14 protein-coding genes are annotated in these 11,956 nt (G+C 68.7%); 3 read left to right on the top strand and 11 right to left on the bottom strand.

Annotated elements, in window-relative coordinates; translation table 11 throughout:
- The 3 genes from WAL33_RS18375 to WAL33_RS18365 all read right to left on the bottom strand — a co-directional run.
- Positions 1–822: HAAS signaling domain-containing protein (locus tag WAL33_RS18375; RefSeq protein ID WP_422183060.1), on the bottom strand; the 822-nt coding region annotated here is incomplete at its 3' end.
- Positions 823–836: 14 nt separating this feature from the next.
- Positions 837–1,166, bottom strand: a complete 330-nt coding sequence (locus tag WAL33_RS18370; protein ID WP_029908469.1) for a PadR family transcriptional regulator — start codon at positions 1,164–1,166, stop codon at positions 837–839.
- Between the two features lie 107 nt (positions 1,167–1,273).
- Complete coding sequence (locus WAL33_RS18365) at positions 1,274–2,347, bottom strand: sensor histidine kinase (RefSeq protein ID WP_422183058.1); 1,074 nt, start codon at positions 2,345–2,347, stop codon at positions 1,274–1,276.
- Between the two features lie 420 nt (positions 2,348–2,767).
- Between WAL33_RS18365 and WAL33_RS18360 the strand changes: the two genes are divergently transcribed.
- Both WAL33_RS18360 and WAL33_RS18355 read left to right on the top strand, forming a co-directional pair.
- A complete protein-coding gene (locus tag WAL33_RS18360) occupies positions 2,768–3,166 on the top strand; it encodes a DUF1801 domain-containing protein (protein WP_422183057.1) in 399 nt (132 codons plus the stop codon).
- A gap of 123 nt (positions 3,167–3,289) precedes the next feature.
- The gene (locus WAL33_RS18355) at positions 3,290–4,813 is read left to right on the top strand and encodes an aldehyde dehydrogenase family protein (RefSeq protein WP_422183055.1); all 1,524 of its coding nucleotides are present in this window, start codon (positions 3,290–3,292) and stop codon (positions 4,811–4,813) included.
- Positions 4,814–4,991: 178 nt separating this feature from the next.
- Here the strand turns inward: WAL33_RS18355 and wrbA are convergent, their stop codons facing one another.
- The 4 genes from wrbA to ygiD all read right to left on the bottom strand — a co-directional run bounded on the left by wrbA (position 4,992) and on the right by ygiD (position 8,227).
- A complete protein-coding gene (wrbA, locus tag WAL33_RS18350; protein ID WP_422183053.1) occupies positions 4,992–5,591 on the bottom strand; it encodes an NAD(P)H:quinone oxidoreductase in 600 nt (199 codons plus the stop codon).
- Positions 5,592–5,830: 239 nt separating this feature from the next.
- Positions 5,831–6,529: a pirin family protein gene (locus WAL33_RS18345; RefSeq protein WP_422183052.1), complete on the bottom strand. Its 699-nt coding sequence runs from the start codon at positions 6,527–6,529 to the stop codon at positions 5,831–5,833.
- A gap of 142 nt (positions 6,530–6,671) precedes the next feature.
- The gene (locus tag WAL33_RS18340) at positions 6,672–7,397 is read right to left on the bottom strand and encodes a glutathione S-transferase (RefSeq protein ID WP_422183049.1); all 726 of its coding nucleotides are present in this window, start codon (positions 7,395–7,397) and stop codon (positions 6,672–6,674) included.
- A gap of 56 nt (positions 7,398–7,453) precedes the next feature.
- Positions 7,454–8,227 carry a 4,5-DOPA dioxygenase extradiol gene (gene ygiD, locus WAL33_RS18335; protein WP_422183047.1) on the bottom strand — a complete coding sequence of 258 codons (774 nt, stop codon included), beginning with the start codon at positions 8,225–8,227 and terminating at the stop codon, positions 7,454–7,456.
- Positions 8,228–8,635: 408 nt separating this feature from the next.
- Here ygiD and WAL33_RS18330 point away from each other — a divergent pair, with 408 nt between their 5' ends.
- Positions 8,636–9,697: an acyltransferase family protein gene (locus WAL33_RS18330; protein ID WP_422183064.1), complete on the top strand. Its 1,062-nt coding sequence runs from the start codon at positions 8,636–8,638 to the stop codon at positions 9,695–9,697.
- An 89-nt stretch (positions 9,698–9,786) separates the two neighbouring features.
- Here the strand turns inward: WAL33_RS18330 and WAL33_RS18325 are convergent, their stop codons facing one another.
- The 4 genes from WAL33_RS18325 to WAL33_RS18310 all read right to left on the bottom strand — a co-directional run.
- Positions 9,787–10,254: a hypothetical protein gene (locus tag WAL33_RS18325; RefSeq protein ID WP_422183045.1), complete on the bottom strand. Its 468-nt coding sequence runs from the start codon at positions 10,252–10,254 to the stop codon at positions 9,787–9,789.
- 20 nt (positions 10,255–10,274) lie between these two features.
- Entirely contained in the window at positions 10,275–10,868 is a 594-nt protein-coding gene (locus WAL33_RS18320; protein WP_422183044.1) for a response regulator, read from the bottom strand.
- Positions 10,869–11,119: 251 nt separating this feature from the next.
- Positions 11,120–11,461: an endonuclease domain-containing protein gene (locus WAL33_RS18315; protein WP_422183062.1), complete on the bottom strand. Its 342-nt coding sequence runs from the start codon at positions 11,459–11,461 to the stop codon at positions 11,120–11,122.
- Between the two features lie 114 nt (positions 11,462–11,575).
- The coding region (locus WAL33_RS18310; RefSeq protein WP_422183042.1) for a peptidase P60 at positions 11,576–11,956 on the bottom strand (381 nt) is incomplete at its 5' end.

Raw genomic sequence — 11,956 nt, 5'->3', positions numbered from 1 at the left:
CTGCAGGACCACGGCCAGCGCCAGCCCCGCCGCGCTGCCGGCCAGCTCCAGCGCCGCCCGGCCCCGCACCCAGCTCGGCCGCAGCAAACCGACCAGGCTGGACACCAACTGCAGACCGGCCATGCCCAGGATCGGCCAGTACAGCGTCGCCCAGACGGCACCGGGCTGCAGGACCATGTCGCTGTCCGTGATGCGGTTCGACCACGGCGTTTGAACCAGTCCCGTCCACCACAGGATGAACAGCGCCGTCAGGATCATCTCCAGCAGGGCCTCGAAGCGCCGCTCCAGCGGCCGCTTGAGGAACAGGCCCATTTTGGGCGGGGCCAGGGCGTCCAGGATCGGCAGGTCGGCCACCTTCCAGTCGGCGAAGCCGGTGCGCGGGATCCAGCCGCGCTCGAACCCCACGCCCAGCACCGTGGCGACACCGATCAGCGTGAAGCCCGAGGACAGGAAGCCGGACAGGAACTGGGACAAGGCCCCGGCGGCCCCGGCCGGGCTGGTGATCACCGTGATGACGGCCGGAATCGCCGAAACGATCGCCGCCACCACCAGCAACGCCTTCACCCCGAAAAGATAGAACGGATAGATCTCGGGTCCGATCAGCGATCGGGTGGCGCCGAACCGGCCCGCCACCGCGATCGGATGGCCGAACGCCTTGAGCACGGCCTCGCGCTCGTTGGCGGTCAGGGGGCGGCCCAGCTCAGCCTCCTTCTCCTCCATCCGGTTGAGCAGGATGTCGCGCAGCTCGGCGACGATGTCTTCGCGCTGGTCCCTGGGCAGCAGGGCCGCGACGGCGGCCAGATAGCGATCGAGCAGGTCCATGACGGGCTCCCTCTTCAGATCAGGTTTTGCAGGGTGTCGTTCATCGCCCGCCACTCGGCGGACAGGCGGGCCAGCACGGCCTCGCCCTCGGACGACAGGCGGTAAAAACGCTTCTTACGCTTGTCTTCCTCGCGCCATTCGCTGGTCAGCAGGCCCTGGCTCTCCAGGCGGCGCAGCATGGGGTAGAGGGCGCCTTCGTCGATCTCCAGACCCACCTCGGCCAGGGCCTGGCGCAGGCTGTAGCCGTAGCGCTCGACCTTCAGCTGGGCCAGCACGGCCAGGATCAGCGTCCCGCGCCGAAGCTCCTGGCGCAGGGTTTCGAAAATGTCGGCGTCCTGAGGCATGGTGTACGTCACATGGTGTGCGCCACTTGGTGTGTGGCATACACTGTGTGCCACACAGGTAATGGGCGAGTCAAGCCGTCGCCTGCCCAATCCGTCCTGGCGTGGCGTCAGGCCAGGGGAAGCGTGGCCACGATGCGGGTTCCGGTCCCGTCGCTTGAAATCTCCAGATGACCGGAGAACTGACGGGCGCGGGCCCGCATGCCGGGGATGCCCACGCCCAGGCAAGGCTCGCCCCGCTCCGAGCCCATGCCGCGGCCGTCGTCGATCACCGAGACCGTGAGCCGTTCAGGGTCCAGATCGAGCGCGATCGAGACGCTGCCGGCGTCCGCATGCCGATGGGCGTTCAGCAGCGCCTCCTGGACGATCCGCAGCGCGGCGTGCCGCAAGGCCGGGGAGACGCCGTCGATGGCCGGGTCGGCGTCCAGCCTGACCTCCAGCCCGGTCCGCCGGGCGAAGCCGGCGACGAACTGGCGGATGCCGGCCGACAGGCCGTCCGGCCCCAGGTCGCGGGGCTCGACCAGGTACGAGAGGATCCGCGTCTCCTTGAGGGCCTCGTTCAGCGACATCTCGATCGCGTCGATGATCTTGGTCTCCAGGCCCTCGAAAAGCGCGGCGCGTCGCAGGCGCGCCAGGCCAAAGCCGGCGGAGACCAGATGTTGGCTGGTGGAGTCGTGCAGTTCGACGGCGATGCGCTGACGCTCCTCGTCCCTGGCGGCGAGCAGTTCGTCCGTGGTCGCCTGGAGCGCCTCCCGCGTCTGGACCAGATCCGTCAGGTCGTCGTGGACCGCCACGAAACGGCCCTCGGCGCCCACCGACAGCGGCGTGATCTGCAGCCGGCGCAGGCCCGGGCCGCGGGCGGCGACCGGAGCATAGGTGTGGCGGACTTCCTCGACGCCGCCCGCCGCCAGACGCAGCAGGCCCAGCTCGAGCGCGGTCCGGTCGAGGTCGGGCGCGAGACCGCAGATCACCTCGACGTACGAAGCGCCGATCCCCCAGTCGCGTTCAGCCGAACCCCGCGCGACGAGGGCCTTTCGCCAAGCCTGGTTGACCGCCACGATCCGCCCGTCGCCGTCCAGCAGGGCGATCTCCGAGGATCCGGCCGCGATACGCGCGGGCCGCGCGGGGAAGGGGCGCTCGTGGAAGGACGCGGCTTCCGGCGGCCTGAGGGTTTCGTCGGCCATGTCGGTTTGCGCCGCGACGCTCTTGCCTAGGCCGAAGCCCCCCCGAAGCCCGTGCATCCCTGCTCTCCGAATTCAATTTCGATCCCGTCAGGTCCCGGCGCCGCTCGCGCCGGCGAAGGGCCGTTCGTCCTGTCGAATCGGGGGCGGCGGTCGTCGCACCGTCGTCGAGCTTAGGGTCTAGGCGCTGATTTCGTGAACCTTTTTATGGTTTTTAATCGAAATGGGTGATTTTTGTCTCCATACAACCTTTGAGCGATCAAAGGGGCCCCGAAATACAGCTGTGAGGCCCCCGCCGTTCCCCGCGGTCATGGCTCGTCATCCCGCGAGCGGGGAAGGCGGCCTGACAAAAGGCGCGAGAATCTCCTGCCGCGGGGCGTTCGGGGCTTCGACATTCGGGAGGCGCGCTGGCATTCTGGCTCGATGACCCAGCTCTTTCGGCTCACGGGCGCCTTGCGCGGAGACCCGGACGTCGCCGCCTGGTTCTCCGCGCCCGAGCATGACCTGCGCCGCCTGGCCCAGCCGTGGTTCGAAGCCTTGCGGGCTTGCGGGCCCGACGTTCGCGAGCTGCTGCACGACGGCCATCCCACGGCTTGCGTGGACGGCGCCGCGTTCGCCTATGTCGACGCCTTCAGCGCCCACGTGAACATCGGCTTCTTCCACGGCGCGGCGCTTGACGATCCGGCGGGCCTGCTGGAGGGGGCGGGCAAGCGCATGCGGCACGTGAAGGTCCACTGGGGCCGACCGGTCGACGCCGCCGCGCTGAACGCCCTGATCGCCGCGGCCTACCAGGACGTTCGCGCGCGGCTGGAAGCCGAGTGAGCTTCGGCTCGAGCCCGGGCTTTCGAGGGCGAATTGGCCTATGAGCCTTTCCAAATATCCGCTCATCCGGCGTTCGCCGGGATGAGCGGATCTGAAATAAGTTCAAAGGACCAGGACCGCCGCATGACCACCGTCCCCTCCGCCGTCGCCGAAGCCCGCGCCCTTCTGGGCCGCCTGGGCGTCGACCCCGCCGTGCTCGACGGCGGAAGCCTGGCCGCCCGCTCGCCGGTGACCGGCGAGGTGCTGGCCCAGTTGGCCTCGGCGACGCCCGCCCAGGCCAAGGCCGCCATCGACGCCGCCCACGACGCCTATCTGGCTTGGCGCAAGGTCCCCGCCCCGCGCCGGGGCGAGCTGGTCCGGCTGCTGGGCGAGGAGCTGCGCGCGGCCAAGACCGATCTGGCCGCCCTGGTCACCCTGGAGGCCGGCAAGGTGGTGTCCGAGGGGCTGGGCGAGGTGCAGGAGATGATCGACATCTGCGACTACGCCGTGGGCCTGTCGCGCCAGTTGTTCGGCCTGACCCTGGCCACCGAGCGGCCCTCGCACCGGATGATGGAGACCTGGCATCCGCTGGGCGTGGTGGGGGTGATCAGCGCCTTCAACTTCCCGGTCGCCGTCTGGTCGTGGAACGCGGCCCTGGCCTTGGTCTGCGGCGACGCCGTGGTGTGGAAGCCGTCGGAGAAGACCCCGCTGACGGCCCTGGCGACCCAGGCGCTGTTCGAGCGGGCGGCGGCGAAATTCGGCCCGGACGCGCCCGCCGATCTCTCGGTGCTGCTGATCGGCGGCCGCGCGGTCGGCGAGGCCCTGGTCGACCATCCGAAGGTCCCGCTGGTCTCGGCCACCGGCTCGACGGCCATGGGCCGGACGGTGGCGCCGAAACTGGCCGCCCGCTTCGCCCGCGCCCTGCTGGAGCTGGGCGGCAACAACGCCGCCATCGTCGCCCCGTCGGCCGATCTGGACCTGACCCTGCGCGGCGTGGCCTTCGCGGCCATGGGCACGGCGGGCCAGCGCTGCACCACCCTGCGCCGACTGTTCGTGCACGACAGCGTCTATGAGACCTTCGTCAGCCGGCTGAAGAGCGCCTATCCGTCCGTGCCGGTCGGCGACCCGCGCGCGGCCGGGGTGCTGGTCGGCCCGCTGATCGACAAGGCCGCGTTCGACGCCATGCAGGCGGCGCTGACGGCGGCCCGCGCCGCGGGCGGCCGGGTGGTCGGCGGCGAACGTGTGGCGGTGGCGGGGCCGGACGCCTATTACGTCGCCCCCGCCCTGGTCGAGATGGACGCCCAGGCCGACATCGTGAAGTCCGAGACCTTCGCGCCCATCCTCTACGTGATGCGCTACCGCGAACTGGCCGAAGCGATCGCCGCCCAGAACGACGTGGCCCAAGGCCTGTCGTCGTCGATCTTCACGCTGAACGTCCGCGAGGCCGAGCTGTTCGTGTCGGCCGAGGGCAGCGACTGCGGCATCGCCAACATCAATATCGGCCCCTCCGGCGCGGAGATCGGCGGGGCCTTCGGCGGCGAGAAGGAAACCGGCGGCGGCCGCGAAGCCGGCTCCGACAGCTGGAAGACCTATATGCGCCGGGCCACCAACACCGTGAACTACGGAACGACCTTGCCGCTGGCCCAGGGCGTGACGTTCGAGGTGTGATCTTCCCTCTCCCCTTGTGGGAGAGGGTGGCCTCCGAAGGAGGTCGGGTGAGGGGTCGAAGAACAGAAACGCCGCGACAGCCGAAGGGCGGTCGCGGCGTTTTGCTTTTGGGGGACCCCTCATCCGTCGGCTTCGCCGACACCTTCTCCCACAAGGGGAGAAGGAGGGACGTCCCGGCCTAGCCGAACAGCTTGGCGGCGGTCTTGGCGACCAGTTCGCCCTGGTGGCGGGCGCCGTCCAGCTCGATCTGGCTGGGCTGACGCGAACCGTCCGCGGCGGCGATCGTGGTGGCGCCGTAGGGCGCGCCGCCGGTGATTTCCTCCAGGGTCATCTGGCCCTGGTGGCTGTAGGGCAGGCCGACGATGGTCATGCCGAAGTGCAGCAGGTTGGTGATGATCGAGAACAGGGTGGTCTCGTTGCCGCCGTGCTGGGTGGCCGACGAGGTGAAGGCCGCGCCCACCTTGCCGTTCAGCGCGCCGCGGGCCCACAGGCCGCCGGCCTGGTCGAGGAAGCTGGCCATCTGCGAGCTCATGCGGCCAAAGCGGGTGCCCGTGCCGACGATGATGGCGTCGTAGTTTTCCAGGTCGGCGATCGTGGCGATCGGGGCGGCCTGGTCCAGCTTGTAATAGGATTTCTTGGCGACCTCTTCGGGCACCAGCTCGGGCACGCGCTTGATGTCGACGGTGGCCCCGGCGGCGCGGGCGCCCTCGGCGACGGCGTTGGCCATCGTCTCGATGTGGCCGTAGGCGGAATAGTAGAGAACGAGAACCTTGGCCATGACGGCCTCCTTGTGAACTTAGGGGTTGGATTTTGGACTTGGAGGAAGGTTCGGGCTTGAAGAAACCGAGCCCTCAGAGAGAGATTGGGGCGTACCGACACCCAGCGTCTGGGGCGGAAACCTCGTCCTTCGACCAGCTCGGGATGAGGTTTCTCAGCAGCCCAGGCCTGTAAATGGTCCTCATCCTGAGCTTGTCGAAGGACGAGGACCACGCACAGAGCATGAATGTCGATCAGCCCTTAAGCGGCGTCGACGAGGACCAGCTCGGCGTCTTCCAGCGCTTTCACGCGGATGACGGCCTCGTCTTGAATGGCCGCGCCGTCGCGGGTGTTCAGGGTCACGCCGTTGACCTCGACCTTGCCGGTCGACGGCACCAGATAGCCCTTGCGGTCCGCGCCGATGGCGTACTCGGTGGTCTCACCCGCCTTCAGCGTGGCGCCCAGGACGCGGGCGTCGGTGCGGATCGGCAGGGCGTCGGTGTCGCCCTCGAAGCCGCTGGCCAGGGCCACGAACTTGCCGCTGCGGTCGCCTTTGGGGAACGGCTTGGCGCCCCAGGCCGGACCTTCGCCGCGCTTGTTCGGGATGATCCAGATCTGGAAGATCTTGGTGGCGGTGCTTTCCAGATTGTATTCCGAGTGACGGATGCCGGTGCCGGCGCTCATCACCTGGACGTCGCCCGCCTCGGTGCGGCCCTTGTTGCCCAGGTTGTCCTGGTGGGTGATCGCGCCTTCGCGGACATAGGTGATGATCTCCATGTCGGCGTGCGGATGGGGCGGAAAGCCCGTGCCGGCCTCGATGGTGTCGTCGTTCCACACCCGCAGGGCGCCGTGATGGACGCGCGTGGGGTCGTGGTAGTCGGCGAACGAGAAGTGATGCTTGGCGTCCAGCCAACCGTGGTTGGCGCCGCCCAGGCTGTCGAAGGATCGAACATCGATCATGGTCTGTCTCCGGGAGACCGAGGCCCCTGAGGAAAGGGTGGGCCGTCTCTGTTGGAGAGAAGATGGCGCCTTGGGGTGCGTTCTTAAATGGAAATGATCGAAACAAACCGTTTCCATTTACGCGCCAGTGCAGTTCCCGTGTTCACCCCGGATCGAGCTCGGGATAGGCGCGGAAGATGCCCTCGGTGCTGAACGGGATCCGTCGCTCCGAGGCCAGATAGGCTTTGACGTTGGGCCGCTGCGCCACCGCGTCGCGCACGGCGATCACCCGGTCCAGCTTCGGCTCCAGCCGCTTCATCGCGTGGGGGAAGGCGTAGCGCAGCCCCTCCACCGCCTGGAACAGCGACAGGTCGGCATAGGTGACATGCTGGCCGGTGAGCCAGCCGCCTTTCGGCGCGCGCTCCAACACGGTCTCGAACCAGCCCAGGTATTTCTTGATCCGCTGGGTGCGGAATTCCTTGGCCCGGCGTGCGGCCTCGTCCTTCTGGTCCTCGTAGTAGAGGCCCATGCCCACCGGGTGATGGACGTCGTGGGCTTCGGCGACCAGGTCGGCGAGGGTCAGCTGCATCTGGTTGACCCACAGCCGCCCGCTCTCGTCACGCGGCGCCAGGCCGTGGCGCGGGCCCAGGTGCAGCAGGATGTTGGCGGTCTGGCCGATCACCCGGTCGCCGTCGACCAGATAGGGCGGGGCGAACGGCGGATGGTCGCCTTTCGCCAGGTCGGCCATCAGGGCCCGCTCGCCGCCGCCGCCGTCGTCCTTGTCGCCGCGCGCCACGTCGACATAGGCCGCCGCGGCGTCCTCCAGCGCCAGTCGCACGAACTCGCCGCGCCCCTGGATCGTGGGCCAGTAATGCAGTTGGTAGGTCATGCGGGGAGAACAGGTTGGAGGGCGGAAAGGATGCGCCATCCATTCCATTCCTCCACTCATCCCACCCGCACGCTGGTCATCGAGATCGCGGCGAAGACGTCGTCGGTGAAGAACGACACCGGCTCGCCCGGCGTTTGCGCGCCCAGCACATAGAGCAGGGGCAGGTAGTGCTCGGCGCTGTTGATCGAGGCGTCGGCGTCGGCGCCCAGGGTGCGCCAGTCGATCAGCGGGTCGTGGTCGCCGGCGGCGATCAGGGCCTTGGCCGTCTCGTTGAAGCGCGGGGCCCAGTCGGGGACCTCGCCGGTGCGGAAGTTCACGGCCCGCAGATTGTGGACGATGTCGCCGCTGCCGATGATCAGCACGCCCTCGTCGCGCAGGACCGCCAGGCGCTTGCCGGCCTCGTAGTGCCAGCGGTCGGGGCGGCCGCGATCCAGGGACAGCTGCACCACCGGCACGTCGGCGTGCGGATACATCGGGCGCAACACGCCCCAGGCGCCGTGGTCCAGGCCCCGGCTCGGGTGCTGGACGACCGGATCGGGCGACAGGATTTCCGCCACGCGCCGCGCCAGGGCCGGATCGCCGGGCGCGTCGTAGCGCACGTCGAACAGCGCCTGGGGGAAACCGCCGAAGTCGTGGATGGTCTCGGGGTGTTCCGAAGCGCTGACCGCGCTGGCCCCGCGCGTCTCCCAGTGGGCGCTGATCATCAGCACCGCCTTCGGGCGCGGCAACGCGGCGCCCAGGTCCGCCCAGGCGCGGCTCCAGGCATTGTCCTCGATGGCGTTCATCGGCGAGCCGTGGCCGAGGAACAGGACGGGTTGGCGGGCGGTCATGGGGGCGGGGTCCAATTAGATACTGTATGAGTTACAGATAGGGGCGCGCCAACGCCGTTCAATCCGCCTCCAAAAAGCTCTGTCATCCCGGACAAGCCAGGCGCAGATCCGGGACCGCCGGAAGCGCTGAGTTCACGCGTCGGTCCCGGATCTGCGCGCTGCGCGCTTGTCCGGGATGACAGCGGGAAGTGGCGCACGAGGGCGGCCATTTGGCCACAGCCGGAGGGCCGCGTCGCGGCGCCGCGCGTCGACCCGCCAAGCGTGCTTTCCCGAAAGGCTCGGCTTTGTTAAGGCGGGAGCGCTGTGAACGTATCCGTCCTTCCCTTGACGCCCGAAGAGGCGGCGCCTGCGCCCCCTGATGGGCGTGGCGCGACGCATCCGCTCCGCGCCTCCACGCGCGGCGGGGCGCTGGATCTGCTGCGGCTGCTCGCCTCGCTGCTGATCGTCATCTACCATTTCGGGGCCGAGGGCCCGATGCGCATCGAGCGCTTCGGCCAGGTGTTCTCGCGCGGCTTTCTGGCGACGGACTTCTTCCTGATGCTGTCGGGCTATGTGCTGGGCCGGGCCTACGGCGCCTCGACGCTGACGGGACGCATCAGCCACGGCCGCTTCTGGGTGCGCCGGGTCGGACGGGTCTGGCCGGGGCACCTGATGGTGCTGGCGATGATGGCCGTCCTGGTGCTGGTGCTCAACGCCGTCGGCACCGACGCCCACAAGCCTTCGCGCTTCGCCTGGGATCAGCTGCCGGTCCAGGCCCTTTTGGTCCACGCCTGGGGCTTCAACAGCGACGGCTGGAACCTGCCCAGCTGGTCGTTGTCGGCCCTGGTGGTCTGCTACGCGGTGTTCCCCTGGCTTTGGCGCGCCGCCGGCAAGGTGCGCCGGCCGTGGATTCTGCCGCTGGTCGGCGTCCTGGCCTTCGCGGCCTGCGAGGTGGTGGCGCGGACGGTGTTCGACCACGCCCTGTCGGACCTGCAGTTCCGGTTCGGGGTGGTGCGGGCCCTGCCGCTGTTCATCCTGGGCGTCTGTCTGGCGCGGGCGGTCGAGATGGACTGGCCGTCGGAGAAGGCCGCCAAGGCCCTGCTGGTCGGCGGTTGCGTCGTGCTGGCGGCCATGCAGCCGCTGGACCGCTACGCCCTGCCCGACGAGCTGTTTTTCGATCTGCCGTGCCTGACCGCCATCGCGGCCATCGTGCTGGGGGCGGGACGGTTGCCGGTGCGCCATCCCAAGGCCTGGATCGAGGAGGGGGCCAAGCTGTCGTTCGCCCTGTTCATCACCCACATCTTCGTGGGGGTGATCTATTGGAGCGCGGTGCACAAGCTGATCGAGGCCGTGCCCATCGGCATCGGCTGGCAGTGGCTGATGTGGCTGGCCTCGTTCCCGATCGCCATGGGCGCGGCCTGGCTGTTCCACACCTATCTCGACCAGCCGCTGCAGGACCGCCTGGCGCCGTGGTTGCGGGGCAAGCGGTAGGGCTCCGATTCCGAGATCGCGACTTCGAGGTTACTCGCGCTCCCGCTCAGCCGTCATTCCCGAATGACGGTTTGAGGGGCCGTGCCGGCTCAGTCTTCCTTGGGGGCGGCGTTGTGGGACGCGCTCTCGCCGCGGTGCTTTTCCAGCACGCTGGCCAGGCCTTCGAGGATGGGCGTCTGGAGCTCGGGATTGTCCGGCGCGCGGTGCAGCAGCTTGATCGTGGAGATGTGCACCTTGACCGCGGCCAGGGCCGAGGGAGTCAGGCCGACGGTTTCGTCGAGCAGGTCGCACAGCGATCTGGCGGCGATCTGGATGGCCTCGTTGCGCTCCGAGCCGCTGAGGCTGACGATGTCGCTGGCCCGGGCGTACAGACGCTCGATCACGGTCGCGTCGTCGAGTCCCGACGTCAGCAGCTTGTCCAGCGAGTCGATATAGTCGTCGATCCCCAGCAGCGAAGGCTCGCGCAGGGTCTCCATCACGGCGTCGGCGCGCTTGAGGGCGTCGACGACGTACATGCCGCCCGCCTGGGTCATCAGCTGACCTAGGCGCGGCCTCATGCGGCTTTTTTTGACATGGCTCATGCGATCGACTTCATGGGTTTGATGAGGGCGTCCAGCTCGTCCTGGGACATGTTTTGACCGTCGGTTTCGCCGAGTTCGATCGACTGGTCATCGCGGCGCCGGCCGTTCGGGAACTCGACCGGCGGACCCAGATTGTGCCAGCGTCGATCGGGGCCGACATAGGCGTCGCACTCGATGAACAACCGGTCGCCTTTAGCGACCCAAAGTATGCGTTCCAGCATGACGGCCGGCGAGAGCGGCTTGGCGACGATGAAATTGGCGCCGCAGTCCCGGGCCTTCTCGACCTGGCTGTGGCGGGTGTGAGAGGTGACGATGATCACCGGGGTCATGCGGTTGGCCTGGTCGGCCTCGCGGCGCAGCCAGCGGATCAGGTCGTAGCCGTCCAGTTTGGGCAGGTTGCCGTTGGTCAGGACCAGGTCGAAGGCATGCTCCTTCAACTCTTTCTGGGCCGCCTTGCCGTCGACCATGCGGACGATGTTGCGCAGGCCGAAGCTGGTCAGCACGCCGGCGATGATGTCGAGCGACTGATTGTTGTCGTCAACGATCAAAGCCCGGGCCTTGTCCAGATTGATGTACTGACTTGGCTGCAAGACCCCGACGCTCCGCCCCTTGCCCCGCGACCTGCCGGGACCCGCCGAGGTATGACGCGGTACGGTTAAGAAACCGCTGTTGCTCTGCGGGGCCGGGACGGATTGTCGCGGGCGGGCTGCCAAGTGAGGCGACGTCTGGCTTCAGCGTCAGCGCCTCGGTCCGCTTTCGATCCCAAGTCGCCGTCCATGGAACCCCTCTCTCATAGAGAGAGGGAGGGGCCCGCCGCCGCAGGCGGTGGGAGGGTGAGAGGTTACGGCCGCGCCGAACGGAGCACGGCCAGCAGGTCGTCGGCCGTCCCGCCGGGATCGGCCAAGACCTGCTCGTTGCGAAACCTCACAACCACATAGCCGAACCGTTCCAGCGCCTCGGTGCGGCGCGCGTCGTGGTCCTCGCGGCCCTCATGCGCCGCGCCGTCCAGTTCGACGATCACCTTGGCCGCCTCGCAGACGAAATCGGCGAAGTAGCGGTCGATCGGAACCTGCCGCAGAAACCTGAACCCGCCGAGCCGTCGATTGCGGACGAGCGTCCACAGCGTCTTCTCGGCCAGGGTCTGGTTGCGGCGAAGGCGACGGGCGGTGGCGGTCTTGTCCATGGCCAGAGCATGGTCCGGCGCCTCCGAGGCGCTCAACGACAGGAATCGAGGTTTTCCGGCCGGTGGTGAAACCTCTCACCCTCCCACCGCTTCGCGGCGGGCCCCTCCCTCTCTCTAGGAGAGAGGGGTTAGGCGGCGCTCATCCCGCCCCGGAAACGCGAACGCCCCCGCCAGCCGCGAGCGCCACCAGGGGCCCAGCCAGCTCTCGACACAGGCCCGGCCCCAATAGGCGTGCACGATGCGCGCGTCCGGGGCCGGCGCCGACAGGATGGCGCAGTGCTTGGCGACGCTGGTCGGGGTCAGGCGGAAGGTCAGCACGTCGCCGGGCTGGGCCTGATCCACGGCGATCGCCGTCAGCCAGCGGCCCAGGGCGGCGCCCAATCGCTCCTCGCCGCCGATCTCGGCCCAGTCGGGGCCGTAGGGCGGCAGGGGCTGCGGCTCGTCGCCATACAGGGCCCGCCACACCCCGCGCACCAGGCCCAGACAGTCGCAGCC

This window comes from Caulobacter sp., from assembly GCF_049283275.1.
In the GTDB taxonomy this organism is placed as follows: Bacteria; Pseudomonadota; Alphaproteobacteria; order Caulobacterales; family Caulobacteraceae; genus Caulobacter.
The sequence above is the reverse complement of the archived record's forward strand: the minus strand, read 5'-3'. Positions and strand labels throughout refer to the sequence as shown.